This window comes from Novosphingobium cyanobacteriorum, from assembly GCF_029436685.1.
Classification (GTDB): Bacteria; Pseudomonadota; Alphaproteobacteria; order Sphingomonadales; family Sphingomonadaceae; genus Novosphingobium; species Novosphingobium cyanobacteriorum.
Genome location: NZ_JAROCY010000011.1, coordinates 118,450 through 143,747 on the forward strand (window position 1 = coordinate 118,450; position 25,298 = coordinate 143,747).

25 protein-coding genes and 1 tRNA gene are annotated in these 25,298 nt (G+C 66.2%); 19 read left to right on the forward strand and 7 right to left on the reverse strand.

Going from position 1 to position 25,298, the window contains the following annotated elements:
- Nucleotides 1-9 precede the first annotated feature (9 nt).
- Nucleotides 10-1,944 carry a peptidylprolyl isomerase gene (locus POM99_RS12845; protein ID WP_277278422.1) on the reverse strand — a complete coding sequence of 645 codons (1,935 nt, stop codon included), beginning with the start codon at nucleotides 1,942-1,944 and terminating at the stop codon, nucleotides 10-12.
- Between the two features lie 228 nt (nucleotides 1,945-2,172).
- On the opposite strand from POM99_RS12845, the gene tpiA reads away from it, so the two are divergent.
- The 4 genes from tpiA to POM99_RS12865 all read left to right on the forward strand — a co-directional run bounded on the left by tpiA (nucleotide 2,173) and on the right by POM99_RS12865 (nucleotide 6,180).
- Complete coding sequence (gene tpiA, locus POM99_RS12850) at nucleotides 2,173-2,943, forward strand: triose-phosphate isomerase (RefSeq protein ID WP_277278424.1); 771 nt, start codon at nucleotides 2,173-2,175, stop codon at nucleotides 2,941-2,943.
- A gap of 275 nt (nucleotides 2,944-3,218) precedes the next feature.
- The gene (gene secG / locus POM99_RS12855) at nucleotides 3,219-3,608 is read left to right on the forward strand and encodes a preprotein translocase subunit SecG (RefSeq protein ID WP_277278426.1); all 390 of its coding nucleotides are present in this window, start codon (nucleotides 3,219-3,221) and stop codon (nucleotides 3,606-3,608) included.
- Between the two features lie 160 nt (nucleotides 3,609-3,768).
- On the forward strand, nucleotides 3,769-5,400 hold the full coding sequence (gene pyrG, locus POM99_RS12860; protein ID WP_277278428.1) for a CTP synthase: 1,632 nt from the start codon (nucleotides 3,769-3,771) through the stop codon (nucleotides 5,398-5,400).
- An 84-nt stretch (nucleotides 5,401-5,484) separates the two neighbouring features.
- Entirely contained in the window at nucleotides 5,485-6,180 is a 696-nt protein-coding gene (locus tag POM99_RS12865) for a Crp/Fnr family transcriptional regulator (RefSeq protein ID WP_277278430.1), read from the forward strand.
- Between the two features lie 16 nt (nucleotides 6,181-6,196).
- On the opposite strand, the gene POM99_RS12870 is transcribed toward POM99_RS12865, so the two are convergent.
- Entirely contained in the window at nucleotides 6,197-6,469 is a 273-nt protein-coding gene (locus POM99_RS12870) for a BrnA antitoxin family protein (RefSeq protein WP_277278432.1), read from the reverse strand.
- Nucleotides 6,470-6,615: 146 nt separating this feature from the next.
- A complete protein-coding gene (locus POM99_RS12875) occupies nucleotides 6,616-7,074 on the reverse strand; it encodes an Hsp20 family protein (protein ID WP_277278434.1) in 459 nt (152 codons plus the stop codon).
- A 162-nt stretch (nucleotides 7,075-7,236) separates the two neighbouring features.
- On the opposite strand from POM99_RS12875, the gene grxC reads away from it, so the two are divergent.
- The 4 genes from grxC to POM99_RS12895 all read left to right on the forward strand — a co-directional run bounded on the left by grxC (nucleotide 7,237) and on the right by POM99_RS12895 (nucleotide 8,994).
- A complete protein-coding gene (gene grxC / locus POM99_RS12880) occupies nucleotides 7,237-7,512 on the forward strand; it encodes a glutaredoxin 3 (RefSeq protein ID WP_277278436.1) in 276 nt (91 codons plus the stop codon).
- 16 nt (nucleotides 7,513-7,528) lie between these two features.
- On the forward strand, nucleotides 7,529-8,371 hold the full coding sequence (locus tag POM99_RS12885) for a carbon-nitrogen hydrolase family protein (RefSeq protein WP_277278438.1): 843 nt from the start codon (nucleotides 7,529-7,531) through the stop codon (nucleotides 8,369-8,371).
- Complete coding sequence (locus tag POM99_RS12890) at nucleotides 8,368-8,853, forward strand: DUF1178 family protein (protein ID WP_277278440.1); 486 nt, start codon at nucleotides 8,368-8,370, stop codon at nucleotides 8,851-8,853. The genes POM99_RS12885 and POM99_RS12890 overlap by 4 nt, the downstream gene beginning before the upstream one ends.
- 64 nt (nucleotides 8,854-8,917) lie before the next feature.
- Nucleotides 8,918-8,994: transfer RNA gene (locus POM99_RS12895), tRNA-Arg, on the forward strand.
- Between the two features lie 46 nt (nucleotides 8,995-9,040).
- Here the strand turns inward: POM99_RS12895 and POM99_RS12900 are convergent.
- Together POM99_RS12900 and POM99_RS12905 are read right to left on the reverse strand one after the other, a co-directional pair.
- A complete protein-coding gene (locus POM99_RS12900; RefSeq protein ID WP_277278442.1) occupies nucleotides 9,041-9,391 on the reverse strand; it encodes a helix-turn-helix transcriptional regulator in 351 nt (116 codons plus the stop codon).
- A 304-nt stretch (nucleotides 9,392-9,695) separates the two neighbouring features.
- Nucleotides 9,696-11,327: a calcium-binding protein gene (locus POM99_RS12905; RefSeq protein WP_277278444.1), complete on the reverse strand. Its 1,632-nt coding sequence runs from the start codon at nucleotides 11,325-11,327 to the stop codon at nucleotides 9,696-9,698.
- A gap of 286 nt (nucleotides 11,328-11,613) precedes the next feature.
- On the opposite strand from POM99_RS12905, the gene POM99_RS12910 reads away from it, so the two are divergent.
- The 7 genes from POM99_RS12910 (at nucleotide 11,614) to POM99_RS12940 (ending at nucleotide 17,616) form a co-directional block, all read left to right on the forward strand.
- On the forward strand, nucleotides 11,614-12,762 hold the full coding sequence (locus POM99_RS12910; protein WP_277278446.1) for a sensor domain-containing diguanylate cyclase: 1,149 nt from the start codon (nucleotides 11,614-11,616) through the stop codon (nucleotides 12,760-12,762).
- Nucleotides 12,763-12,825: 63 nt separating this feature from the next.
- Complete coding sequence (locus POM99_RS12915) at nucleotides 12,826-13,140, forward strand: FtsB family cell division protein (RefSeq protein WP_277278448.1); 315 nt, start codon at nucleotides 12,826-12,828, stop codon at nucleotides 13,138-13,140.
- Between the two features lie 55 nt (nucleotides 13,141-13,195).
- Complete coding sequence (locus POM99_RS12920; protein WP_277278450.1) at nucleotides 13,196-14,710, forward strand: phospholipase D-like domain-containing protein; 1,515 nt, start codon at nucleotides 13,196-13,198, stop codon at nucleotides 14,708-14,710.
- 19 nt (nucleotides 14,711-14,729) lie between these two features.
- Nucleotides 14,730-15,338 carry a GTP cyclohydrolase I FolE gene (gene folE / locus POM99_RS12925; RefSeq protein WP_277278452.1) on the forward strand — a complete coding sequence of 203 codons (609 nt, stop codon included), beginning with the start codon at nucleotides 14,730-14,732 and terminating at the stop codon, nucleotides 15,336-15,338.
- Between the two features lie 125 nt (nucleotides 15,339-15,463).
- The gene (locus tag POM99_RS12930; RefSeq protein WP_277278454.1) at nucleotides 15,464-15,940 is read left to right on the forward strand and encodes a hypothetical protein; all 477 of its coding nucleotides are present in this window, start codon (nucleotides 15,464-15,466) and stop codon (nucleotides 15,938-15,940) included.
- Entirely contained in the window at nucleotides 15,927-16,658 is a 732-nt protein-coding gene (locus POM99_RS12935; protein WP_277278456.1) for a TorF family putative porin, read from the forward strand. Before POM99_RS12930 ends, POM99_RS12935 begins: the two co-directional genes overlap by 14 nt.
- A gap of 79 nt (nucleotides 16,659-16,737) precedes the next feature.
- Nucleotides 16,738-17,616: an alpha/beta hydrolase family protein gene (locus POM99_RS12940; protein WP_277278458.1), complete on the forward strand. Its 879-nt coding sequence runs from the start codon at nucleotides 16,738-16,740 to the stop codon at nucleotides 17,614-17,616.
- On the opposite strand, the gene POM99_RS12945 is transcribed toward POM99_RS12940, so the two are convergent.
- Together POM99_RS12945 and POM99_RS12950 are read right to left on the reverse strand one after the other, a co-directional pair.
- Nucleotides 17,613-19,193 carry a S10 family peptidase gene (locus tag POM99_RS12945; protein WP_277278460.1) on the reverse strand — a complete coding sequence of 527 codons (1,581 nt, stop codon included), beginning with the start codon at nucleotides 19,191-19,193 and terminating at the stop codon, nucleotides 17,613-17,615. The genes POM99_RS12940 and POM99_RS12945 overlap by 4 nt on opposite strands.
- Before the next feature lie 176 nt (nucleotides 19,194-19,369).
- Nucleotides 19,370-19,849: a peroxiredoxin gene (locus POM99_RS12950; RefSeq protein ID WP_277278462.1), complete on the reverse strand. Its 480-nt coding sequence runs from the start codon at nucleotides 19,847-19,849 to the stop codon at nucleotides 19,370-19,372.
- Between the two features lie 147 nt (nucleotides 19,850-19,996).
- On the opposite strand from POM99_RS12950, the gene ahcY reads away from it, so the two are divergent.
- The 4 genes from ahcY to POM99_RS12970 all read left to right on the forward strand — a co-directional run bounded on the left by ahcY (nucleotide 19,997) and on the right by POM99_RS12970 (nucleotide 25,287).
- A complete protein-coding gene (ahcY, locus tag POM99_RS12955; protein ID WP_277278464.1) occupies nucleotides 19,997-21,409 on the forward strand; it encodes an adenosylhomocysteinase in 1,413 nt (470 codons plus the stop codon).
- A 91-nt stretch (nucleotides 21,410-21,500) separates the two neighbouring features.
- Entirely contained in the window at nucleotides 21,501-23,849 is a 2,349-nt protein-coding gene (locus POM99_RS12960; protein WP_277278466.1) for a sensor histidine kinase, read from the forward strand.
- 26 nt (nucleotides 23,850-23,875) lie between these two features.
- Nucleotides 23,876-24,304 carry a tRNA (adenosine(37)-N6)-threonylcarbamoyltransferase complex ATPase subunit type 1 TsaE gene (tsaE, locus tag POM99_RS12965; RefSeq protein ID WP_438823012.1) on the forward strand — a complete coding sequence of 143 codons (429 nt, stop codon included), beginning with the start codon at nucleotides 23,876-23,878 and terminating at the stop codon, nucleotides 24,302-24,304.
- The gene (locus POM99_RS12970; RefSeq protein WP_277278470.1) at nucleotides 24,295-25,287 is read left to right on the forward strand and encodes an aminoglycoside phosphotransferase family protein; all 993 of its coding nucleotides are present in this window, start codon (nucleotides 24,295-24,297) and stop codon (nucleotides 25,285-25,287) included. The genes tsaE and POM99_RS12970 overlap by 10 nt, the downstream gene beginning before the upstream one ends.
- Nucleotides 25,288-25,298 lie beyond the last annotated feature (11 nt).

The following is a 25,298-nucleotide window of genomic DNA, read 5'->3' on the forward strand; positions in this document are numbered from 1 at the left end:
TGGCCCCCGTTACTGGCCGGTAAGCTGCTTGCGCATGGTGGCGACGGCGGCGGGATAGGTCTTCACGCCGATTTCCGCCTTCATCGCCGCGCGCAGCTGGTCGCTGTATTCACGGGCGACGGCCTGCGACAGTTCCCGCGCGGCCTGCGCCACGACAGGATCGTTGGCGGGGATCACGCCCGGCACCACGTCCTGCAGCGAGACGACCAGCCAGCCGGCCTTGTTCGGCGCTTCGAGACGCTTGGTGGTGCCCTTGGCCATGGCGAACATCAGCGCCAGCGGGGCGGGGATGCGCGGCTGCATGGCGCTGAGTTGTTCGCGCGTCATGGTGATGGGCTGCACCTGCGGGCCGATGACGCCTGCGGCCTTGACCGCATCGGCGAGCGGGGTCTTCTTCGCGGTGGAGGCCAGCACCTTGTCAGCAGCGGCGCGGGCACCGGCCGAACCCTGGTCCAGCGCATAGTCGCGGGTGACCTGGTCCTTGATCTCGGCCAGCGGGGCGGCGGCGGCCGGCACGATCTGGCCTACGTCAAACAGCGCCACCTTGCCGGCGTCAGGGCCGGCGGCGGGCAGCTCCGTCACCTGTGGCTGGCCTTCACGCTCCATGCCGAACGCGGCCTGCACCAGCGCGAGCACGGCGGTGGGGGCCTTTGCTTCGGGCTTGCCGAACACGGTGCCATTGGCGATCAGCGGCTCGGTGGTGGCGATCGTGAGGTTGAGCGACTTGGCGACATCGGCGAGGCTGACGCCGTTCTCGAACTGCTCCTCGGCCTTGGCCGACAGGTCGGTCAGCGCGGCGCGGCGCTTTTCGGCGCTGATTTCCGCGACGATGGCGGGCTTGGCCTGTTCCAGCGTCTTGCCGGGGATCTTGGTGACCTTGTCGACATGGATCACGAACCAGCCGAGCGGCCCCTTGGTGGGGACGGCGAAGGAACCCGGCGCGGCGGCAAACGCGGCCTGCGCCACGGCCTTTGACGTCTGCGCGGCAAACGAGTCCTGCGACTGGTCCTTGAGCGCGCTGGTGGAAAGGCCGGCGGCCTGCGCGGCGGCGGCGAGCGGCTTGCCCGACCCGATCAGCGCCTTTGCCGCAGCCTCGGTCGGCACGACGACCTGCGTCACGTCGCGCGTTTCCTTGGCGGCATAGCTGGCGGCGTTGAGCTTGTAGCGCGTGGCGATCTCCGCATCCGAAGGCGCGGGCACGTTGGGCACCGAGGCGGCATCGAGCAGGGCATAGCGCACGGTGCGGCGTTCCGGGCGCAGGTAGGCGGATTCGTGCGCCTTGTAGAACGCAGCCAGCTGCTGATCCGACGGCGCAGACTTTGGCGCATAGGCGGCAGAGGGGATGAACAGGATCTGCCCGACGCGCTTTTCCTTGAGCATGGCGGCATAGCGCAGCGCCACGCCCTGCGGCATCTTGGCGCCGAAGCTGGCGGGCACGAGCACCTGGCGCGCCATCAGCCCCTTGCCGAGGTCATCGCGCACCAGCGCGTCGGTCAACCCGCGCTGGGTGAGCAGTGCCTGGTAGGCGGCCTGGCTGAACTTGCCATCGGGGCCCTGGAACGCATCGATCTTGGCGATTTCACTGTCGACCAGACGCTTTGACACGCCGAAGCCGTATTTGCGGCCCCATTCATCCATCGCGGCACGTTCCACCAGGCCATCAAGCACCTGATCGAGCCCGCCCTGTGCGAGCAGGTCCTTCATGGTGAGGGTGGGGTTCTGCTGGCGCTGGCTGTCGAGCGCGGACTTCACCGTCTTTTCAACATCGGCGGTGGAGATCGCGGTCTTGCCGACAACGGCCGCCTTGTCGGTGCCGGAGAGCGAGCCCGAGCGCATGCCGGTGACATCCGCCCCGGCAAAGGCGAGGCCCAGCAGCACGACGAAGGCCACGCCGATGAAAGCGCCGAAGCGGGATTTGGAAAGCTTGCGGATGAAATCGAGCATGAGGGCCGTGCCGGAATGGAAAGGGATTGCCGCGTGCCTTAGGAGCCAATCGCGTTTCCCGCAATGGGGCGAGGGGCGCGCTTCCCCCGCCAAGCGCGTTCAAGCGGGCGGTGTTACGTTGCGGTGTCCGCAAGTAATCGGTCCAAGCGTTTTGCAATCCGGGCAAGTGTTTGATAGCGGCGCTTGGAATTCAGGGATTCGTTCAAACAGAGGGACTCGTCGAAGCCAATGTCGCATCGACCTTACATCGTCGGAAACTGGAAGATGAACGGCAGCCGCGCCATGCTGGCCGAGGCACGCGCCATCGACCGGGCGGCCGCGCGCCATCCGCACGTGCAGATCGCGCTGGCGCCGCCGTTCCCGCTGATCGGCCTGCTGCGCGAGGCGGTGAGCGGCATCGGCGTGGGTGGGCAGGATTGCCACACCGAGGCCAAGGGCGCGCACACGGGCGACGTTTCCGCCGCGATGCTGGCCGATATCGGCGCGGACTTCGTGATCCTGGGCCACAGCGAGCGGCGCAAGGACCATGGCGAGAGTGACGCGCTGGTGCGCGCCAAGGCCGATGCGGCGCTGGCCGCAGGGCTGGGCGTGATCGTCTGCGTGGGTGAAACGCTGGACGAGCGCGACGCCGGCCGGGCCGAGGCGGTGGTTTCGGGCCAGATCGATGGATCGATCCCGCTGGGCGAGGCGGCGGCGGAAGCCGTGGCGCTGGGCAAGGTGGCGGTGGCCTATGAACCCGTATGGGCGATCGGCACCGGCCGCGTGGCGGCGGTGGAGGACGTGGTGGCGATGCACGCCGCGATCCGTGCGCGCCTGACCGAAGCCTATGGCGAGGCGGGCGCGAAGGTGCGCATCCTCTATGGCGGCTCGGTGAACGCCGGCAACGCGGCGGACCTGCTGGCGGCAGAGGGCGTGGGCGGCGCGCTGGTGGGTGGCGCGAGCCTTACCGCCGATGCGTTCCTGCCGATCGTGGCCGCGGCTCCGCAGCAGGACGATTGACACCAAATTGCGTTGATAGGGTCCATAAGCCCCTCCCCGGCGGGGAGGGGTGGGGGTGGGGGAGCAAGGCCGCAAGGCCGAGCGTCCCCGCTGGCGCAGGTGCCCACCCCGCTGCGACTAACCCCCGCTGATGCGGGGGAAGTCTCGCTGCCCCTCCCCGCCGGGGAGGGGTGAGTCCGTATGAACGCAGCTCGGTATGAGGCACTTTCAAGGGCAGGGTTGCGCGCGGGGCCTTGCGGCCCTAGATGGCGCGCAACAGTTTCAGGCGAGAACCGATGTCGCTCTTCATTTTCCTTACCGTCGTGCAGGCGCTGGTCGCAGCCGCACTGGTCGGCGTGATTTTGATCCAGAAGTCCGAAGGCGGTGGCCTTGGCGTGGGCGGCAGCCCTGCCGGCTTCATGTCTGCGCGCGGCGCGGCGGACTTCATGACCCGCGCCACGGCGATCCTCGCCACGGCATTCGTGGTGCTGTCGATCGCGCTGGCGGCCCTGGCCGTCAGCACCACCAGCGCCAGCAAGATCGACACGTCGCTGAATCGCACGGTTCCGGCGGCGCCCGCTGATCCGCTGGCGCAGCAGCAGGCTCCGGCCGCAGCGCCGGCTGCTCCGGCCCAGACCGCTCCGGCGGCTCCGGCCGATCCGCTGGCGGGTGCCGCGAAGAAGTAACCGCTTTTCCGCATCGAGATGCCGACCTGGCCTGCCGCATGGCGCGGCGGGTTGGGGCGGTGTTGTTTGCGTTTATCCGTTTGCGTCTGTGGATTGCCGGGCTCATTTCACCGGCAACCGCTTGCGCGTGTGCAACTTCTGACGCTAAGGCCCGACTCCCATGGCGCGGTACATTTTCATCACCGGCGGCGTGGTCTCCTCGCTCGGCAAAGGACTCATGGCGGCAAGCCTCGCGGCGCTGCTGCAGGCGCGCGGGTTCCGCGTGCGGATCCGCAAGTTCGACCCCTATCTGAACGTCGATCCGGGCACGATGAGCCCCTATCAGCACGGCGAGGTCTTCGTGACCGACGACGGCGCCGAGACGGACCTCGACCTGGGGCACTACGAGCGCTTCACCGGCGTTTCGGCCCGGCAGGCGGACAACATCACCTCGGGCCGCATCTATCGCGACATCATCGCCAAGGAGCGGCGGGGCGATTACCTGGGCGCGACAGTGCAGGTGATCCCGCACGTGACCGACGCGATCAAGGACTTCGCGCAGGCGGAGACCGAGGACCTTGACTTCGTGCTGTGCGAAATCGGCGGCACGGTGGGCGACATCGAGGGCCTGCCGTTCATCGAGGCGCTGCGCCAGCTGCACAACGAGCTGGACCGCGACCAGACCTGCTTCGTCCACGTGACTCTGGTGCCCTATATCGCGGCGGCGGGCGAGCTGAAGACCAAGCCCACCCAGCACAGCGTGCGCGAGCTGACTGGCCTGGGCATCCAGCCCGACATCCTGCTGTGCCGTTGTGAAAAGCCGCTGCCCGAGGGCGAGCGCGCCAAGATCGCGCAGTTCTGCAACGTGCGCAAATCGGCGGTGATCCCGGCGCTGGACGCATCGAGCATCTATGCCGTGCCGCTGCAGTACCATGCCGAGGGGCTGGACAACGAAGTGCTGCGCCACTTCGGCCTGACCGCGCCCGATCCGGACCTGGCGCGCTGGGACGACATTGTCGACCGCTACCAGAACCCCGAAGGCGAAGTGACTATCGGCGTGGTGGGCAAGTATGTCGGCCTGCAGGATGCGTACAAGAGCCTGAACGAGGCGCTGGCCCACGGTGGCATGGCCAACCGGGTGAAAGTCAACGTCAAGTGGATCGACGCCGAGATCTTCGAGAAGGGCGACAGCGAGATCGCGGCCTATCTTGAACCCATGCACGGCATCCTGGTGCCCGGCGGCTTTGGCGAACGCGGCACCGAGGGCAAGATTGCCAGCGTGCGCTTTGCCCGTGAACGCAAGGTGCCATTCTTCGGCATCTGCCTGGGCATGCAGATGGCCTGCATCGAAGGCGCACGGAACACTGCCGGGATCGCGGCGGCAAGCTCCACCGAATTCGGCCCGACCGAGGAGCCGGTGGTGGGCATCATCACCGAATGGATGACCGCGGAAGGCCTGGAAAAGCGGTCGGAAGGCGGGGACCTGGGTGGCACGATGCGCCTTGGCGCCTATGACGCGAAGCTGGGTGGCAACAGCCGCGTGGCCAGCGTCTATGGCAGCACCGAAATCAGCGAGCGCCACCGCCATCGCTATGAAGTGAACGTGGCGTACAAGGAACGGCTGGAACAGGGCGGGCTGGTGTTCTCCGGCATGTCGCCCGACGGGCTGCTGCCCGAGATCGTGGAGCGGCCTGACCATCCCTGGTTCATCGGCGTGCAGTTCCACCCCGAACTGAAAAGCCGCCCGTTCGATCCGCACCCGCTGTTCAAGGGCTTCATCGAAGCCGCGGTAAAGCAGGCTCGACTGGTTTAAATACCGCGTCAGGGCTTCTCAAGGCGTCTCAACCCCTGTTATGGCCGTCTCAACTTACGGGGCGTAAGGGTGCGGGGGATTGGCATGGACGCGGCGAAGCTGGCTGAGACACTGACATCGCACAGCCTTTTGACGGAGTGCGAGCCGGAAGAGCTTTCCGCCATCGTGGCGCGCGCGCAGGTGCGCAGCTTCAAGCCCGGCCAGGCGGTGATGACCCAGGGCGATCCCGGCGACACGCTGCACATCGTGATGAAGGGGCTGGCGCGGGTGAGCATGGTTTCGGCCAACGGGCGCGAGATCGTGCTCGATTATGCCGAGGCGGGCCATGTGCTGGGCGAGATCGCGTTCCTGGATGGCGGGGAGCGCACGGCGACGGTGGAAGCGATCGAGCCGGTGGAGACGCTGTGCCTTTCTCGCAAGGCGTTTGACGATATCCTGCAGGATTACAGCGGTTTGGCCATGCGCCTGCTGAAGGCGATGGCGCGCCGGCTGCGGCAGAACAACGCGGTGATCGAGGCCGACCGCGCCTATACCAGCGGGCCGCGCCTCGCGCGTTTCCTTCTGCGGCTGATGATGGGCGGCGGCGAGACCGAGAGCGGCGAGGCGCGGCTGAAGATCGCGCTGAGCCAGGGCGAACTGGGCAACTTCGCCGGCATGTCGCGCGAACAGATCAACCGCCAGCTTTCGGCCTGGGCCGACAGCGGCATCGTGGCGCTGAAGACCGGGCGGGTGACCGTGCTGGACCGCGAGGCGCTGGTGGATATCGCCGAGGCCTGGTGAGGTCCTGTCCGCTCGCTCAGTGCGAGGCGACCCAGTCCTTCAACACCTGATCGATCCGCGCCTGCCAGCCTTTGCCGGTGGCGCGGAAATGCGCGACGACATCGGGCGAGAGACGCAGCGTGGTGCTGACCTTGGTCGGCTTCTTCTGCGGCCCGCGCTTGCCGATGGTGGCGGCAAGGTGGGAAAAAACTTCGGCAAAAGGACGCGCGTTGCGGAAGTCCTCCTCTGTCCATTCGGGATTGTCTGAGACTTCGTCCCAATCGGCCTGGGTGAACTTCTGGTCCGTCATGATGCCCACATCCTCCGTTCAGCGAGGTATTTGAGTGATCAAGATAGCGGGACTTTTTGTAGTAACAATTAAAGGTAGTTCAACTGGCAGCAAAAAGGGGCGAGCCTTGCGGCCCGCCCCCGGTCGTTTGCTATCCCGTGTGCCGATCAGGCGACGTTGGCTTCGCCATCCACCACGGACAGCGCCTTCTGGCCACCGATGAGGACCTTCTTGGGCTTCATCGCTTCGGGCACTTCGCGCAGGAGATCGATGGTCAGCAGGCCATCGGCGAGATCGGCGGCTTCGACGCGGACAAAATCGGCCAGTTCGAAGCGGCGTTCGAAGCCGCGGTTGGCGATGCCGACGTGGAGGAAGTTCTTGTCTTCCAGTTCAGCCTTGCTTCCCTTGATCACCAGCAGGTTCTGCTGAGCGGTGATGTCGAGCTCTTCCGGCTTGAAGCCTGCAACCGCGAGGGTGATGCGGTAGCTGTCTTCGCCGCGGCGCTCGATGTTGAAGGGGGGATAGTTGTCACCGGCATTGGCGCGAGCCTGGCGTTCGAGCAGGTCGAACAGGCGATCAAAGCCCACGGTGGTGCGGCGATAGGGGGTGAAGTCGAAACGGTTCATGGCAATATCCTCCAATGAGCAATCTGCACTGTGATGGTCGTACTGGCCCGCCGATGGACCCGATTGGCATCCGGGCGGGTTGCTACGATGGCCATGCCCGACTTGCGGCGCATGACACGAAAAACCATGTGTGTTAGCGAACCGGAAATTCAAGAGGCGACGATGAGCGATCCCAACACCGTTCCCAAGGTCGAGATCTATACCAAGTGGGGCTGCCCATATTGCAGCAGGGCCAAGGCGCTGCTGGACCAGAAGGGCGTGGCCTATGAGGAATACGACGTGACCATGGGCGGGCCGAAGAAGGCCGAGATGATGGAGCGCGCGCCCAACCATTTCACCGTGCCTTCGATATTCATCGACAACATGCACGTGGGCGGATCGGACGACCTTGCCGCGCTGAACGCGCAGGGCAAGCTTGACATGATGCTGGGCAAGTGAGCGGGCATCGCCGGGCATGACGGTGAAGGTTGCGCTGCTGCAGATGACCAGCGGGATCGATCCGCTGGCCAACGCCGCGACAATGGCGGATGCGGTTGCGCGCGCGGCGGGCGAGGGCGCGGCGATGCTGTTCACGCCCGAGATGTCTGGCCTGATCGACCGTGATCGCAAGCGGGCGGCCGCCAGCGTGGTGGCCGAAGAGGAGAGCCCGGTGCTGGCCCGCGTGCGTGAGGCGGCGGCCAAGGCGGGGCTGTGGGTCCACATCGGATCGCTGGCGGTGCGTGCCGGTGGCGACCTGTGGGCCAACCGCGCCTTCGTGATCGACCCGGCGGGGGAAATCCGCGCGCGGTACGACAAGATCCACATGTTCGACGTGGACCTGGCGACGGGCGAGAGCTGGCGCGAATCCGCCGCCTATCGTCCCGGCGAGCAGGTGGTGACGGTGGAATGCCCGGTGGGCCGGCTGGGCCTTGCCATCTGCTATGACATCCGCTTTCCCGCCCTGTTTGAAGAGCTGGAGCGGCAGCGGTGCGATGCGATCGCCATTCCGGCGGCCTTCACCGTGCCCACGGGCCGGGCGCACTGGCACCTGATGCAGCGGGCGCGGGCGGTGGAGGCGAGCGCCTTCGTGATCAGCGCGGCGCAAGTGGGGCGGCACGAGGACGGGCGGGAGACCTATGGCCATTCGCTGGTGATCGACCCGTGGGGCGATGTGGTGCTGGACATGGGAGGCGACATGGGCGGCGGGCAGGCCGCGCTGGGCTTTGCCGAGATCGACCTTGCGCGCATCGGCGAAGTGCGGCGGCAGCTGCCGAGCCTTGCCAACAAGCGTGAAATCCCTAGATCGGCGGTCCTATGATTGTCTTCGATCTGGAATGCAGGAATGGCGGGCACCGCTTCGAGGGCTGGTTCGGCTCGTCTGACGATTTTGCCATTCAGCAGGAACGCGGGCTTCTGACGTGTCCGACGTGTGGCAGCGCCGACGTGGGCAAGGCGGTGATGGCGCCGAACGTGGGCCGCAAGGGCAACCAGATGCCGGCAATGCCGATGCCGGTTCCGGCCCAGGCGGACAAGCCGCAGGCAATGGCGACAACGCCGATGCCGCCCGAGGCGGTGGCCATGCTGAAAGCGGTGGCCGCGATGCAGGCCGAGGCGCTGAAATCATCGACCTGGGTGGGCGACAGCTTTGCCGAGGACGCCCGCGCCATGCATTATGGCGAGAAGGACGCCGCACCGATTCACGGGCAGGCCACGCCGGACGAGGCAATGGCCCTGGTGGAAGAGGGCATCGAGATTGCCCCCATCCTGTTTCCGGTGGTGCCCCCGGAAAAGGCGAACTGACAAGCCGTTAGTAGATGGCAACCCCGGTTGCCTGATCGGCCAGACCCCCCTATGGAAGCGGCGGGCGCCCGTAGCTCAGCAGGATAGAGCACCAGATTCCTAATCTGGGGGCCATGGGTTCGAATCCCGTCGGGCGCACCATTTTTCCGGCAAAAGCGGCAGCGTTGTGGCGACGGGACGCGGCGAATCAGCTGGCGCGGCGGGCCCAGGGGAACAGCGGCAGTGTTTCGTTGACCGGCAGCTTCTGCGGGACGACAGAGATCGGATCGATCAGGAACGGGCGCAGCACGTCCATCGGCAGAGCGGACTGTTTGTCCAGCACGTTGTTCTGCCAGGCCTTGAACAGCTTCACCACCCCTTCATCAGCCATGCCGAAGCGGATGCGCAGCGCGCGCAGGCGGCGGGCGACGCTGCCTTCGGTGGCGCCCTGGCGCACGGCGATTTCCGACAGGGTGCGGCCCTTCGCCATTTCGTTAAGCAAATCGTACTGCTTGCCGGTGAGGCGCGCGAAGTTCATCTTGATTTCGGAGACGTCCATGGAATACGCCCTTCTTTCAGAGGTTTGGCCATGGCACAGGTCGGCGGGAAGGGCATCCTGAGTTAGCCCGGAATCCGACCAATCCGGATCGGTAGCTTGTGACAGCCAAGGTTTGCGCTAAGTATTTCTGCGGTTAAAATCATCCGAATGCGGATCAATCCTGGCGGCGCTGCCCTTTGGCCCAGGGCTTTGCCGGCGGGCCACTGCACCGGGCACAGTTCGGGGATTGCCGTTGGCGAAGCTGCCTGTGCGAGACGAACGAGGGGCGACCGAAGCCGCCCCTTGAAAAAGGTGGAACAGGATATCAGAGGACGAGATCGGCCAGGTGCAGGCTGACCGCGCCATCGACGCGCAGGGCGAAGTCGGCAGTGCCATCACCGTTCTGGTCACCATAGATGATGGTGTTGCCGTTCACCACTTCGGCGCGCAGCTCGCCAACCGTGCTGGAGAAGGCGCTTGCGCCGATGAAGGTGAAGGACTGTGCGCCGACCGTGTTGAGATCGGCATCGACGCCGGTCATGTCGATCCGGTCACCCTCCAGCGCGCTGAAGTCCATGATGCGCGCCGCTGTGGTTGCGGTGGTGCCGGCAAGGCTGGCGTTGTCGAACGTGAAGGTGTCAGCGCCGGCGCCACCATAGATGACATCGCGCCCGCCGCCCGAATGGATCACGTCGTTGCCATCCATGCCGAAGATCTTGTCCACCCCGGTGCCACCATGGATGATGTTTGCCCCGGCGTTGCCGGTGAGGCGCGCGCCATTGTCGTTACCGGTGAGCATGAGATCGGCAGAACCGGTGAGCATCACGTTCTCGACATTGGAATCGGCGGCGAGCGTGTAGTTCACCGAGGCGCGGATGCTGTCATTGCCGCCGTTCGAACCTTCAACGATACGATCGCCTGCTTCGTCAATGATGTAGGTATCGTCGCCCGTGCCGCCGACCATCTTGTCGGCACCGACCCCGCCATCGAGGATGTCATTGCCCGAGCCACCGAGCAGGGTGTCATTGCCATCGCCACCCCAGAGGTGATCGTTGCCTTCATCGCCTGACAGACGATCGGCCCCGTCATTGCCATGGATACGGTCAGCGTCGGTGCCGCCATAGACAATGTCATCGCCCGCGCCGGCTGCGATCCTATCCTGCCCTCCATCACCAAGCAGCGTGTCGTTGCCAGCGCCGCCGTTGATACGGTCGTTGTCGTCCTCGCCCGAGGCATAATCATTGCCATCGCCGCCGAAGATCACGTCCGCGCCTGCATCGCCATAAAGCGAGTCATCGCCGATGCCGCCTTCAAGCCGGTCATCGCCGGAACCACCATCCACGCGGTCGTTGCCGGCGTCGCCAAGGATGCGGTCATTGCCGGCATCGCCATAAAGCGCATCGTCTCCGTCGCGGCCGATCAGCAGGTCATTGCCGGTGTTGCCATGGACGAGATCGGCGCCGAGCCCGCCATCGATCCGGTCATCACCCGCGCCGCCGTTCAGAACATCTGCGCCATCGCCACCAATGATGTTGTCGTTGCCATCGTTGCCATAGAGGTGGTCACTGCCCGCGCCGCCGACGATGCGATCGTTGCCATCACGACCATAGAGGAAATCGTCACCGTCATGCCCGCGCAGGGTGTCGTCACCCGCGGTGCCGCTCATCACGTCAGATGCGGGGGTGGCATCGCGGACGATGGCACTGCCAGAAAGGTCGGTGAAGCTTTCACCGGTCAGGCTGAAATAGCTGGGATCGTCGGTGGTGTCGGTGGTGGGCTGGAAGGTCTGGATACGGATGTAATCGTCATAGGTCGTGGTCAGGCTGTAGTACCCGGTCACCTGGTCCAGCGTGAGCTGCTGGTTGAGGGCGAGTTCCTGCGGCGAGAAGGTGCCGTCGTTCTGGAAATAGAGGCTGGTGGAACTGCCGTTCGGGACAATCTGGTAGGTCGTATCCATGGCACAAATCCTCTCTGGCCGGACGCGGGGGTGCGTCCGGGTGGTTGGGTGGCTTGGGTCCCCGTAAGGGTTGGCGGAAGTGGGGGCGGTCCCCGGAACACCTCTTGCTGCCAGTGCTGCGTGCAATGACGGCAGCGGTTCTTATTTCCTTTTGTATCCGCAAGTTAAGGTGAAATGCCCCGTGCGGGGGACGGGCCGTTGCGCAAATCGTGTGCCGGATTGGTTAAACTGGACGTTAACCATCTTCGTCAGGAAAGCGTTAACGTGCGGCGCGCATCGCTGCGGCATGGTACGCAGGGCGCTAACCGATACGGTCTTCCTTGCCGCGGCGCTGGGGCTGGCGCTGTTCATTGCGGCGGCGGGGGGAATTGGCATTGCCGTGGGCCGTGCCGGCGGCCTGCCGATGCCGTGGGCGGCGCTGTGGCTGCCGGCGCTCTATCTGCTGGCGCTGATGTCGTTCGCGATGCTGCGGCTGAAGATCGCCGGTGCGCAGGAGAAGGCCCGGTTCGCGGTGGAAGAGGCGCTGGCGGAGACGCAGGCGCTCTATCGGCTGCTGGCCGAGAACGCGACCGAGGTGGTGCTGCGGACCGATACCAGCGGGATGATCGCCTATGCTTCCCCCGCGATGGCGCGGCAGGGCGGCACGGTGCCCGAAAGCCTGATCGGGCGGCACCTGACCGATATTGTCCATCCGACGCACGCGGGGCAGGTGATGGGCCTGCACGAAGATGCGATCGTGGGGGGGGAAACGCAGGAGCGCTGGGCCGAATTCGTTGCCGGAGGGGCGCTGAAGCCGGTTGACCCCGAAGGGCGGGATCACTGGTTCGAAATCCAGATCCATCCCCTGTTGCAGGAAGACGGGCGGATCACCGGCGCGGTTGCGCTGATCCGCAACATCGACGAGCGCAAGGCCTTTGAGGAGCAGCTGTTCGAGGCGGGGCTGACCGATCCGCTGACCGGGCTTTCGAACCGGCGAGCCTTCGTGGCGATGCTGCAGCACCATCTGGACCAGGGCGCGCAAGGGTGCCTGGCGCTGTTCGACCTCGATCACTTCAAGGCGATCAACGACCAGTACGGGCACGAGGTGGGGGACAAGGTCCTGACCATCTTTGCCCAGCTGGCCCGGTCGCAGGTGCGGCAGGAGGACATGGTGGCGCGGATCGGCGGGGAGAAGTTTGCCGTGATCCTGCCGCGCAGCACGCCCGAACAGGCGGAGCAGGTGTGTGGTCGCATCCTGACCACGTTTTCGGGCACGACACGCGTGGTGGGTGAGGCGATCGTGCGGACCACGGCGAGCGCCGGGGTGGCGCACATTGCCGGCAGCGCCGACGAGACGATGAAGGTGGCCGACCTGGCGCTCTATACCGCCAAGGCCAAGGGACGCGACCGGCTTGAGGTAGCATCACGGACACGATCCGGCGGACGGCGCTGGTAATGTGCGATTTTTTCGGCGTACCCGCTTGAATCGCGAAGCCAACTGTGATTCTGTGACCAGACGATGAAAAACCGCCGTTCCCGCCTGAAACTGCCGCGCGAGAGCCTGACCCAGACGCTGGCGCTGATGGCGCTGCTGCTGATGGGGGCTGTAGCGATTGCCGGCCCCAGCGGGGTGCTGGCCTGGACCGAAAACGCCCGTCTGCTGGATCAGCGGCAGAAGGAAGTGGCGCAGCTGAGCGCCGAGCGGGACCGGCTGCAGAACCGCGTCAACCTGCTTGATCCGCGCCACGCCGATCCGGACCTGGTGGGTGAGCTGCTGCGCAAGGATTTGAATGTGGCGCACCCGGACGAGATGGTGATCCCGCGCGAGAAGTGAGCGGGAACCCGCATCGCAGGTGCCGCGTTGCAGGGCGTTCGCGGCAGGGGGTGCGATGAACGCCGAAATTGAAAAGCAGGCAGATACGGCAGACGCAGGCGATGGCCATTCGCCCTCGGTGTGGCGCTATGCCCGGGCGAGCCGCGCGCATCTGGTGATCGATGCGGCGGATTACTTCCTGCACATGCGCAACGCCATGCTGCGGGCGCGGCAGCGCATCCTTCTGATCGGCTGGGACTTTGACACCCGCATCCTGATCGGTGACGGGCGGCGGTGGTGGAACCTGCCGCGCAGAAGGGTGAGCCCGGCCCGGCTGGGATCGTTCATGGTCTGGCTGGCCAACCGTCGGCAAAGGCTGGAAGTGCGCGTGCTGAAATGGAATTTCGGCGCGTTGAAGGCCATTTTCCGGGGATCGATGGTGTTCGATCTGCTGCGCTGGGCGCGGCACCCGCGCATCACCTTCAAGCTGGACAGCGCGCACCCGCTGGGATGCAGCCATCACCAGAAGATCGTGGTGCTGGACGACAAGGTGGCGGCGTGTGGCGGCATCGACATGGCGGGCGAGCGCTGGGACACCAGCGAGCACCTGGAGAACGATCGGCGCCGCCGCCTGCCCGGCCATCGCCGGCTGTTTCCACCCTGGCATGATTGCACGATGATGATGGAGGGCGACATTGCCCGCGCGCTGGGCGAATATGGCCGGACGCGCTGGCAGCAGGCCGGTGGCAAGCCGTTTGGCCCGTGCGCGGATGAAGATGGCAGCCCGTGGCCCGTAGGGCTGGATGCCGAGTTCGAGGATGTGGAGATCGGCATTGCGCGCACGCGATCGCAATGGGGCGATTGCGCCGAGGTGCGGGAGGTGCAGGCCCTGTTCCTGGAGCAGATCGCCCGGGCGAGGCGGTTCATCTATGCCGAGAACCAGTATTTCGCCAGCCGCAAGGTGGCCGAGGCGATCGCGCTGAGGCTGGACGAGCCGGACCCGCCGGAGATCGTGCTGGTGATGCCGCAGGCTTCGCACGGCTGGCTTGAACAGCAGGCGATGGACGGGGCGCGGGCCCGGCTGCACCGGGCGATGAAGGCGCGGGACCATGGCGGGCGGTTCAGCATGTGGATCCCGCACAACGCGGCGGGAACGCCGATCTATGTCCATTCCAAGCTGATGATCGTGGACGACGAAATCCTGCGCGTAGGGTCGGCCAACATGAACAACCGGTCGATGGGCCTGGACAGCGAATGCGACGTGTTCATCGATGCGGCGCGCCCCGGCAACGACCACGCCCGCCCGGTGATCGGCCGCATACGGGAAAGGTTGCTGGCCGAGCATTGCGGATTGCGTATCGGGGATGTAGCGGAGCGCATTGCCGCCGCGGGATCGATGGCGGCGATGATCGCGCAGGCGGGCGCGGACGGCGGGCGCAGGCTTGAACCGTTCCGCCCGCGTGAGCTGACCGAGGCCGAAAAGGCGCTGGCCGATGCAGAGGTGCTCGATCCCGAGCGGCCGGAGCAGATGCTGGCGTTCTATCGCCGGGGCGGGCTGTTTCGCAGCAGGATCCTGCGGCGGCCCGGATGACGAGATGGGAGAGCAAGGTATGAGCAGCCTGGTGGGACCGGACGAGGACGATGGCAGCGGCAAGGTTCCCGTTCCGCAGGAGGTGCAGGACGCGATCCGCACGCTGATCCGCTGGGCCGGCGACGAACCCTTGCGCGAAGGGCTGCTCGATACGCCCAAGCGCGTGGCGCGGGCGTGGAAGGAATATTGCCAGGGCTATTCCGAGGACCCGGCGGTGCACCTTGCCCGGCAGTTCGAGGAAGTGGGCGGATACGACGAGATCGTACTGCTGAAGGACATTCCGTTCCAGTCACACTGCGAGCACCACATGGCGCCGATCATCGGCAAGGCGGCGATCGCCTATCTGCCGCGTGACAAGGTGGTGGGCATTTCCAAGCTCGCGCGGGTGCTGCACGGCTATGCCCGCCGCCTGCAGATCCAGGAGCGGCTGACCGCCGAAGTCGCGCAGTGCATCTGGGACAACCTGCGCCCGCACGGCGTGGCCGTGGTGATTGAGGCGAGCCATGCCTGCATGACCGCCCGTGGCGTGCGCACCCCCGGGGTGGGCATGGTGACGAGCCGGCTGATGGGCACCTTCCTGGAGGACAACCGCAGCCGCAAGGAAGTGCTGAGCCTGATGGGCTACTGACCAAGCCAGCAAAGAAACATTACAATTCCGTGCCTTGCCCGAACTGGTTAGCCTGACCTACCTAAGCGTGCGTCATCGGTGAAGTGAACACCGGGGCGAACATGTGGTTTGCAGGAGAAAGCTGGATGAAAGGCATGGCAAAGGCCTGGCTGGCGCTGGGCATCGCAGGTGGGGCAATGGTTGCCGGCACGGCGGCGGCCGAGGCTGCGACAGGATCATTGCGCCACAGCACGGTGGTGACGCACCGGGGGGTGCCGATTTCCGCCGACTATGAAGGCGTGAGCGAGATTGCCCTTCGGCAGATCGGAAGCACGGCGCCCGGCGGCAGGGCCAGCACGCTGCGTTGCGCATGGACGGTCTCGCTGGCGGTGGAGCGCACCGCGCGGGCGGGCAAGGCGGCATCCGCGCGCCACACCATGCGGCAGGAAAACGCCCTGGCCGGTGAAGCGGCAGGATGGTGCGCCGGCGCGCGCCAGGCCATCGAGCGGACGGTTGCCGCAAGGCAGGATCGCCTGCAGGCGACGATGATGGCGCTGGTGGCGCAGGATCGCGCCGCGATCCTGGCGGAGGCCGACCGATTGACAACGCATGGCGAGGGCTGACCCGCTGCGTCGCAACTGGACGTGGGCAGCGGTGATCGCTGCGGGCGCGCTTTCGGGCGCACCGGCCTGCGCCGGGGAGATAAGTGCCGCCGTGGAGGCCGGAACCGGCGAAGTGCGCCGGGGCCTCTACTGGTCGGGCGGGAAGGGCGTGATCGGTGCGGAGGTCTATGGCCCCATCGCCGGTATTGATGCGTCGGTCCGCGTGGTTACCCTGCGCGGATCGGCGCGCCATGGCGGGGCCGACGCAGTGGCGGACCTGCGCCTTGCCCGGGAATGGCCGGTCGGCCCGGCGTTTGTGTGGGTGGAGGCGGTGGGTCATGCCTTTGTGAACGCGCAGGGGCGGATGGACTATGCCGAGGCGGGCGCGGGCGTGCGCTATGCGCTGGGGCCGGTTGAGATCGACGGGCGAGCCTATTACGCGCCACCACAGGCGGCGATCGGCGGAAGCAACGTGCATGTGCGGGCATCGGCAACTGCCGGGCTGCCGGGTACGCCGCTGACCCTGGTGGCGGCGCTCGGGCGGTCTGCGGGTTCGCAAGCAGGGGGCAGCCGGCTGCGGCCCGGCGGTTCCTACACCGACTGGAAGCTTGGCGTGGAATACAGCCGCGGGCCACTGAGCGCCGGGATCGACTATACCGGGACGTCTGGCGGATCAGGCCTTATTGCTAGGGGTGATCTGGATGACCGCGTGGTGGCGCGCGCCGCCTTGCGGTTCTGAACCCGGCGTGGCGCTTCGAAGGCGTTGACAACCGGCGGGGTTGGCGGAAGTTTTACCCAGCAGGTGGGAAGGCCAGGCGATGCGCAATCCGGGACGGTTGATGGTGGCGTGCCTCATGCTGGGCGCAGGGGGGCAGGCGCAGGCGGCGGATCTCCCGCCCGCGATCTACACCGATCCTCCGGCGGACGCTGCGCATCCCGCGCGCATGGAAGTGCTGCACATCCTTTCGGGCGGCGTGGCGATCAACGGTGTCGCCTATCTGGCCGCGGGCGCGGGTCCGCATCCGACGGTGGTGGTGTGCCATGGCCTGCCGGGGAACGAAAAGAACCTTGATCTGGCACAGGCGCTGCGGCGGCAGGGATGGAACGCAATCACCTTCAACTATCGCGGATCATGGGGCAGCCCGGGGCAGTTCCGCTTTGGCCAGAACCCGCAGGATGCGCGCGCGGCGCTGGCATTCCTGCGCGATCCCGCCAACGCGACGCGGCTGGGCGTGGACACCGCGCGCATGGCGATGGTGGGGCATTCGATGGGCGGCTGGGTTACGGCCATGGCGGGATCCGAAGAGCCTGCGCTGCGCGGGCTGGTGATGATCTCCGCCGCCGATTTCGGCATGATCGGCACGATGCCGGATGCCGACCGGATCAAGCTGATGGACGAGAACCGGGAAACGCTGGCGGTTGCCGGGCCGGGCGAGATGGCTGCGGAAGTGGCCGCGCATGCCGCCACATGGGATTACGTGACGCGGGCAGAGGCGCTGAAGCAGACGCCGCTGCTGGTGCTGACATCGGACGATGGGCTGGCTACGCACGGTGACGTTCTGGTGGCAGCCGTGCGCAAGGCGGGCGGTGACAAGGTGCAGGCGGCCCATGTCGCCACGGACCATTCCTGGTCCGACCGGCGCATCGAGCTCGAGGCGCGGGTCATCCACTTCCTCGAGCCCTTGCTGGCGCGTTAGCGCTTCGTCGCGCTGTCATACCAGCTGGCGATGTCCTGGTGCAGCTGGGGCATGATCTGCTGGTTCAGGTAGAGCATGTGCCCGCTTTCGTAATACTTGCTGGTGATGTTGGCGCGCAGCGGCGCGGTGAGCATCAGGTGGTTGATGTCGTACTCGGTGGCATAGAACTGCGTTGCCGCATCGTAATAGCCGTTGAGGAACAGCACCTTGAGCGCGGGGTTGACGCGCATGACATAGGCGAGATCGATGCCCGTATCGGGCGAGATCTGCTTGTCCCACGCTCCGGGCGCCTTGTGGCTCCAGTCCCAGTCGAAGTCATCGGCGTTGTAGGCCGAAAGCAGGTAGGGCATGTCCGTCTTGAAGCCGAGCGTCTTGCTGACATAGGTCTTGAACGCGGCGACATAGGCGCCGGTGATGGCGGTGTCCGACGGGTCTTCGACCGGCGATGTTGCGTTCGCATCGGCAACATCGAGCAGGTAGCGGGTGTCGAGCCGGCCGGTGGCGACGCCCTTTTCACGCAGCAGCTCGGTCTGGAACTGGCCCAGCGGAATGCGCAGGTTGGCCCGGCGGACGAAGGCTTCTGACAGGCCGGTGTAGGCGGCAAGCTGGCGCGCGGTGGCGTCGAATTCGGCGGGTTCGATCGCGGTGCCCTTGGCCAGCGCGGCGGCATAGGGCCCGGCGACCCAGGCGCGCACTTCATCGAGGAAGACAGGCAGGCTGGCGGGGCGGTTGGCGATCTTGTTGTGATACCATGCGGTGGCCGCATAAGTCGGCACCAGCGTCATCGGCAGCATGTCGTAACCGGGCTGCTCGACGCCATAGTTGAGGATGGTGGAGAGCATCACGATGCCATCAAGGCTCAGTCCGTGGGCCTCAAGCTTGGCGGCGACCACGCCGTTGCGCAGCGTCCCATAGCTTTCGCCGAACAGCACCTTGGGGCTCTGCCAGCGGTCGTTCCGGTCGATGTAGCGAATGATAGCGCGGGCAAAGGCTTCGCCATCCTGGTCCACGCCCCAGAAGTCCTTGCCCGTCTTGTCACCCAGCGGGCGTGACCAGCCGGTGCCGACGGCATCGATGAACACGAGATCGGTGCGATCGAGCAGCGTGTCGGGATTGGGCTTGAGCGCATAGCTGGAGGGCGCGACATAGATCGGCGCATCGGTGGCGACGCGTACCGGGCCGAAGCTGCCCATGCGCAGCCATACGGTGGAGGAGCCGGGGCCACCGTTGTAGAAGAAGCTGACCGGGCGGTTGGGGCCGCCGCCATCCCTGGTATAGGCGGTGTAGAACAGGCTGGCGGTGGGTTTGCCGGTATCATCACGGATGGTCAGGGTACCGGCGGTTGCGGTGTAGGCAATGGTGCCGCTGCGCGTATCCACCTTGCCCTTGCTGACACTGGCCTGTTCTTCCACCGGCGGGCGGGGCCAGGCCTTTTCGGCGTCTTCCTTCAGCGCGTCCTTGTGGTCCTTGGCCTCCGAGGACTTTTCTACCGGCTTGGCGTCTTCGGCAATTGCCGGAACGGCGGCAACGGCGATCAGGCTGGCGGTAAGAAGGGTTTTGGGCAGCAGGGAGCGCATCCGGAGTCCTCAGGTCTGTCAGGGTCGACCGAGACTCAGGACGAGACCCGGGAATGCGCCCTGATTGGCGTCATCGGGTTTCGTTTGCAACCGCATTTGCCCGAAAGCGCCATGCGGTGGGCCACAGTTTTGACGTGGGCCGGGGCGCACGGCGTGCAGCCCCGGCAGAACTAGGATCAGAGGTTTTCGAGCATGTATTCGGCCGAGGAGACCTTGAAGTCGCCCGGCGCTTCGACATGGAGCTGTTCGACCACGCCATCCTTCACGACCATCGAGAAACGCTGACCACGGGTGCCGAGGCCGAAGCCCGAACCGTCCATGGTGAGGCCAAGCGCCTTGGCGAAATCGCCGTTGCCGTCAGCCAGCATGGTGACGTCGGCCGAACCCGAGGCGGCGCCCCAGGCCTTCATCACGAAGGGATCGTTCACCGCGGTGCAGGCGATCTCGTCGATGCCCTTGGCGCGGATATCGGCGGCCTTTTCCACGAAGCCGGGCAGGTGCTTAGCCGAGCAGGTGGGGGTGAAGGCGCCGGGCACCGAGAACAGAGCCACGCGCTTGCCCGCAAAGTAATCAGCCGACTGCACGGCTTCCGGCCCGTCCTGCGTGGCCTTGACCAGCTTCACGTCGGGCAGCTTGTCTCCAACCGAAATCGTCATTCCCCGTATCCTTTTCTGAAGGTTTGTGGCGTGGATATAGGCCACGAAGGTGACAGCGCAACTGCACATGCGGATATAAAGAGTTCTTTATATTCATCTGGCAAGCGGCTAAGGGCCAGGCAACAAGACATTCCAGGAGACCTCCCCGTGACGACCGCAACCGCCCAGCATGATTACGTGGTGGCCGATATCGGCCTTGCCGACTTCGGCCGGGCCGAGATCGCCATTGCCGAAACCGAAATGCCCGGCCTGATGGCGCTGCGCCAGGAATTCGGTGCGTCGCAGCCGCTCAAGGGCGCGCGCATCACCGGCTCGCTGCACATGACGATCCAGACCGCCGTGTTGATCGAGACGCTGGTGGCGCTGGGCGCGGATGTGCGCTGGGCCACGTGCAACATCTATTCCACGCAGGACCACGCCGCCGCCGCGATCGCCGCGCGGGGCATTCCCGTGTTCGCGGTGAAGGGCGAGAGCCTGGCCGAATACTGGGACTATGTCGGTTCGATCTTCGATTGGGATGACGGCACCGGCCGCACCGCCAACATGATCCTGGATGACGGCGGCGATGCCACGATGTTTGCACTGTGGGGCGCGCGCGTGGAAGCGGGCGAGCCGCTGTTCGAGCCGAGCAATGCCGAGGAGATCGAGTTCGTGCGCGCGCTGAAGGAATTCCTCAAGCGCAAGCCGGGCTACCTCACCATGTCGGTGGCGCACATCAAGGGCGTTTCGGAAGAAACCACCACGGGCGTGCATCGCCTTTACCAGATCGCCAAGGACGGCAAGCTGCCTTTCCCGGCGATCAACGTGAACGACAGCGTGACCAAGTCGAAGTTCGACAACCTTTATGGCTGCAAGGAATCGCTGGTCGACGCGATCCGTCGCGCCACCGACGTGATGCTGGCCGGCAAGGTCGCCTGCGTGGCGGGCTTTGGCGACGTGGGCAAGGGTTCGGCCGCTTCGCTGCGCAACGGCGGCGCGCGCGTGATGGTGACCGAGATCGACCCGATCTGCGCGCTGCAGGCGGCGATGGAAGGCTATGAAGTGGTGACGATGGAGGAGGCGGTGAGCCGCGCCGACATCTTCGTGACCGCCACCGGCAACGAGGACGTGATCACCGCCGAGCATATGAAGGCGATGAAGCCGATGAGCATCGTGTGCAACATCGGCCACTTCGACAGCGAGATCCAGATTGCCGCGCTGAACAACTACAAGTGGACCGAAGTGAAGCCGGGCACCGACCTGGTCGAGTTCCCCGACGGCAAGCAGATCATCATCCTGGCCAAGGGCCGCCTGGTGAACCTGGGCTGCGCCACCGGCCACCCCAGCTTCGTGATGAGCGCCAGCTTCACCAACCAGACGCTGGCGCAGATCGAGCTGTTCACAAAGAACGGCGAATACGAAAACAAGGTCTATGTGCTGCCCAAGCACCTGGACGAGAAGGTGGCGGCGCTGCATCTTGAAAAGCTGGGCGTGAAGCTGACCACGCTTTCCGACAAGCAGGCGGCCTATATCGGCGTGGCGGCGCAGGGGCCGTTCAAGCCGGATCACTACCGCTACTGAGCCCTTTGCAGGCTGATTAACGCCGGGCCACCCACAGGTTGCGGGTGGCCCGGCATTGTATTTCGGGCGGGCAGACCGTAGCGAACTGGCGATGCCGCTGCTCAACCAGACCGCGTTGGTGCTGATCGCCCTGCTGCTTGCCGCTTGGACCACGGCGGCGGCCTGGGCCGTGCTGGCCGCGCGCAGCCGCCTGCGCCGTGCCGAGGCGAGCCAGCGGCAGGCCCGCCGTCTTTCCCGCATGATCGAGGAATCGCCCGCACTGCCCCTGCTGGTGCGCGCCGACGGGCGGATCGAAGGGCCATCGCGCCTTGCCGGCTGGTTCGGCTTCGACGCCATGCCCGGCTACCTCTCGGAACTCGACGATGGCGAACGCGGCTTCGACGAAGTCCAGCTCTCGCAGCTCTCCGACGCCGTCCGGCGCGCGCAGAAGAGCGGCGCGCCGTTCCGCCTCGCGCTGCGCACGCGCGGATCGAACCGCAGTCTGGGCGTGCGCGGGCACCTGGCCGATCCGCAGGTCTCGGCCGGCGGCGCGGCGCTGGTTTGGTTCTTCGACTTTTCCGACAGCGACGACGAACTGCGCCGCCTGCGCGGGGAAGCGGCCGAGGCGCGGGCGGATTTCGCAGGACTCGCCGGGCTGATCGAAGCCGCACCCCTGCCGATGTGGTTCCGCGGGCCGGACATGAAGCTGCGGCTGGTCAACACCGCCTATGTCCGCGCGGTAGGGGCCAAGAGCGCCGAGGATGTGGTGGCGCGCGGGGTGGAACTGGTCGAACCTGTCGAGGGCGTCTCCGCCCAGCAGGCCGCGAGGCAGGCGCAGGCGCGCAAGAGCCAGCTGGAGCGCGTGGTTTCCGCCACCATTGACGGCCAGCGCCGCGCGGTGCGGGTGATCGACCTGCCGCTGGGCGAGGAAGGCGTGGCCGGATACGCGGTGGACATCGAGGAGATGGAGGAGCTGATCCGCCAGTTCCGCCGCTTCCGCGATGCGCAGCGGCAGATGCTGGACACGCTGTCCGCCGGCATCGCGCAGTTCGACGCCAAGCGGAACCTCGTCTTCGCCAACCAGCCGTTCCTGCGCATCTTTGCCATTCCGCAGGCCTGGGTGGTCGACACTCCGCCGTTTGACCGCGTGCTCGACCGGATGCGCGATGGCGGCCGCCTGCCAGAAGTGCGCGATTTCCCCGAATGGCGGCGCGAACGGCAGGGCTGGTTCCTCAGCCGCGAACCGCGCGACGAGCCCTGGCACCTGAACGACGGCACGCATTTGCGCGTGGTGGGCCAGCCGATGCCCGATGGCGGGCTGCTGATGATCTTCGAGGATCGCACCGAGCAGCTGCAGCTTTCCGCCACGCGTGACACGCTGCTGCGTACCCGCACCGCCACGTTCGACAACCTGTTCGAATCGCTCGCGGTGTTCGGGCCGGATGGCAAGTTGCAGCTGTGGAACCGGCGCTTTGCCGGGGACTGGGCGCTGGAGGAAACGTTCCTCGCCACCCACCCGCGCGCCGACGTGCTGCTCAAGCGCATTGCCGGACAGCTGAAGCGCCCCGCGCAGGTCGGCACGATCGGCCATGTGATCCAGGCCGCCACGCTGGAGCGCAAGCAGAAGACCGGACGGCTTGCGCTGGCCAACGGGCGGTACCTGGAATTCGCCGGCGTGCCGCTGCCCGATGGCAACGGGCTGTTGACCGTGCTCGATATAACCGATGCGCAGAAGGCCGAGGCCGCGCTGCGCGAACGCAATGCCGCGCTGGTGGAGGCGGACGCGGTGAAGACGCGCTTCATCGCCAACATGAGCTATGAATTCCGCACGCCGCTGACCTCCATCGGTGGCTTTGCCGAGCTGCTGCAGGCGGGTGTGGCGGGCGAATTGCCTGCGCAGGCCAAGGAATATGTCGCCGCGATCCTCGCCTCGGTGGAGCGGCTGGGCGAGCAGATCGAGAATGTGCTCGACCTTTCGCAGAGCGAAGCGGGCACCCTGCCATTGGCGCGGGAGCCGGTGGAGATCTTCGCGCTGCTGACCGCCGTGGTGCAGGAACGCGCCGAGCGCATCGCCACTGCGGGCCTGACGCTGGACCTGCGCGGCAGCGCCTCGGTCGGCACCGTTACCGGCGACGAACGCCGCCTGCGACGCGCGTTTGGCCAATTGGTGGACAACGCCATAGCCGCCACGCCCGAAGGAGGACGAATCTTGGTGGAATGCGTCCGTGCCAAGGGCGGGGCGCTGCAGATCGTCGTGTCTGACAACGGACGCGGGATGGATTCGTCGGCGCTGGCCCGCGCGATGGAGGGGCTCAAGATCGCCGCCGATGGCAAGACCGCCGAACGCCGCACCGGGCTGGGCCTGCCGCTGGTGCGCCAGCTGGTGGAGGCGCACGGCGGCACCATCGAGCTGATGAGCGAGCCGGGGCAGGGCACCGCCGCGGTGGTGACGCTGCCCTGATGGCGACGACCATCGACCTGCCCGACATCGCGGCGACCGGGGCGCTGGCGCAACGCATTGCCGAGGGGCTGCGGCCCGGAGATGTCGTGGCGCTGAGTGGCGGGCTGGGCGCAGGCAAGACCACGCTGGCCCGCGCGCTGATCGCCGCGCTGGGCCACGAAGGCGAAGTGCCGAGCCCGAGCTTTGCGATCATCGAGATGTACGAGCCGCCCGCCGTCCGCCTGCCGCTGGTCCACGCCGATTTCTACCGGCTTGAGCGACCCGAAGAGGTCGAGGAGATCGGGCTGGACGATTACCGGCAGGGCGCGGCGCTGATTGCCGAATGGCCCGAGCAGGCCGGTGGCTTCGCGCATGAGCCGGGTTGCCTTTCCATCCGGTTTGAAGTGCTGGAAAACACGCGGCGGGCCATTGTCGAGCCGGGGCGCGATTGGCTAGAGCGGGGACCATGGACCTGACCATTCCCCCCGGCGTCGAACCGTTCCTCAGCGACCATGGCTGGGCCGGCGCGACGATCGAGCCGCTGCCCGGCGATGCTTCGTTCCGCCGCTACTTCCGCGTGCGCCGCACTAGTGGCTCGGCCATGCTGATGCATGCACCGCCCCCGCATGAGGACCCGGAGCCGTTCCTGCGCGCCGCCAAGTGGCTGGATGCGAACGGGCTGCGCGCGCCACAGATCCTGGCCGAGGCGGCTCCGCAGGGGTTCATCCTGCTGCAGGATTTCGGCGAGGTGCGCATGCGCGAATACCTGGACGCATGGCCGCAGGACGAGATCGAGGTCTATCGCAACGCGGTGGAAACGCTGGTCCAGCTGCACCGCCTGCCGCCCGGCCCGTTCACGCAGTATTCGCTGGCGGAATACCAGCGCGAGGCCAAGCTGTTCATCGACTGGTTCTGCCCGGCACGCGCGCTCTATGTCGACAGCCGCCGCTGGGCCACGGCCTGGGAAGAGGTGATGAGCCACGTGCTGGTGCGCCAGCGGCCGGGCGTGACCGTGCTGCGCGATTACCATGCCGAAAACATCATGCTGGACGGCGGGCTGGAGCGGCAGGGCCTGCTGGACTTCCAGGATGCGCTGAACGGGCATCCGGCCTACGACCTCGTCTCGCTGCTGCAGGATGCGCGGCGCGATGTCTCGCCCGAACTGGAAGCGGCGATGTTCGACCATTATGTCGAGCGCGCGCGCCCGCATGCCGATTTCCTGGCTGACTATGCCCGTCTGGGGGCGCAGCGGAACGCCAAGATCATCGGCATCTTCGTGCGTTTGTGGAAGCGTGACGGAAAGCCGCGCTATCTCGATTACATCCCGCGCGTGTGGGCGCTGCTGGAGCGGGATCTGACGCACCCGGCGCTGGAGCCGGTGGCGCGCTGGTTCGATGAATTCATCCCCAGCGAACTGCGCGATCCGGCGGGCATCCTTGGCGGAGCCTTTGAACTGTGAAGCCACTGGCA

Coding starts and splice junctions, on each gene's coding strand:
- POM99_RS12845 (WP_277278422.1), bottom strand. CDS start 1,944: ATGCTCGATTTCATCCGCAAGCTTTCCAAATCCCGCTTCGGCGCTTTC.
- tpiA (WP_277278424.1), top strand. CDS start 2,173: ATGTCGCATCGACCTTACATCGTCGGAAACTGGAAGATGAACGGCAGC.
- secG (WP_277278426.1), top strand. CDS start 3,219: ATGTCGCTCTTCATTTTCCTTACCGTCGTGCAGGCGCTGGTCGCAGCC.
- pyrG (WP_277278428.1), top strand. CDS start 3,769: ATGGCGCGGTACATTTTCATCACCGGCGGCGTGGTCTCCTCGCTCGGC.
- POM99_RS12865 (WP_277278430.1), top strand. CDS start 5,485: ATGGACGCGGCGAAGCTGGCTGAGACACTGACATCGCACAGCCTTTTG.
- POM99_RS12870 (WP_277278432.1), bottom strand. CDS start 6,469: ATGACGGACCAGAAGTTCACCCAGGCCGATTGGGACGAAGTCTCAGAC.
- POM99_RS12875 (WP_277278434.1), bottom strand. CDS start 7,074: ATGAACCGTTTCGACTTCACCCCCTATCGCCGCACCACCGTGGGCTTT.
- grxC (WP_277278436.1), top strand. CDS start 7,237: ATGAGCGATCCCAACACCGTTCCCAAGGTCGAGATCTATACCAAGTGG.
- POM99_RS12885 (WP_277278438.1), top strand. CDS start 7,529: ATGACGGTGAAGGTTGCGCTGCTGCAGATGACCAGCGGGATCGATCCG.
- POM99_RS12890 (WP_277278440.1), top strand. CDS start 8,368: ATGATTGTCTTCGATCTGGAATGCAGGAATGGCGGGCACCGCTTCGAG.
- POM99_RS12900 (WP_277278442.1), bottom strand. CDS start 9,391: ATGGACGTCTCCGAAATCAAGATGAACTTCGCGCGCCTCACCGGCAAG.
- POM99_RS12905 (WP_277278444.1), bottom strand. CDS start 11,327: ATGGATACGACCTACCAGATTGTCCCGAACGGCAGTTCCACCAGCCTC.
- POM99_RS12910 (WP_277278446.1), top strand. CDS start 11,614: ATGGTACGCAGGGCGCTAACCGATACGGTCTTCCTTGCCGCGGCGCTG.
- POM99_RS12915 (WP_277278448.1), top strand. CDS start 12,826: ATGAAAAACCGCCGTTCCCGCCTGAAACTGCCGCGCGAGAGCCTGACC.
- POM99_RS12920 (WP_277278450.1), top strand. CDS start 13,196: ATGAACGCCGAAATTGAAAAGCAGGCAGATACGGCAGACGCAGGCGAT.
- folE (WP_277278452.1), top strand. CDS start 14,730: ATGAGCAGCCTGGTGGGACCGGACGAGGACGATGGCAGCGGCAAGGTT.
- POM99_RS12930 (WP_277278454.1), top strand. CDS start 15,464: ATGAAAGGCATGGCAAAGGCCTGGCTGGCGCTGGGCATCGCAGGTGGG.
- POM99_RS12935 (WP_277278456.1), top strand. CDS start 15,927: ATGGCGAGGGCTGACCCGCTGCGTCGCAACTGGACGTGGGCAGCGGTG.
- POM99_RS12940 (WP_277278458.1), top strand. CDS start 16,738: ATGCGCAATCCGGGACGGTTGATGGTGGCGTGCCTCATGCTGGGCGCA.
- POM99_RS12945 (WP_277278460.1), bottom strand. CDS start 19,193: ATGCGCTCCCTGCTGCCCAAAACCCTTCTTACCGCCAGCCTGATCGCC.
- POM99_RS12950 (WP_277278462.1), bottom strand. CDS start 19,849: ATGACGATTTCGGTTGGAGACAAGCTGCCCGACGTGAAGCTGGTCAAG.
- POM99_RS12960 (WP_277278466.1), top strand. CDS start 21,501: ATGCCGCTGCTCAACCAGACCGCGTTGGTGCTGATCGCCCTGCTGCTT.
- POM99_RS12970 (WP_277278470.1), top strand. CDS start 24,295: ATGGACCTGACCATTCCCCCCGGCGTCGAACCGTTCCTCAGCGACCAT.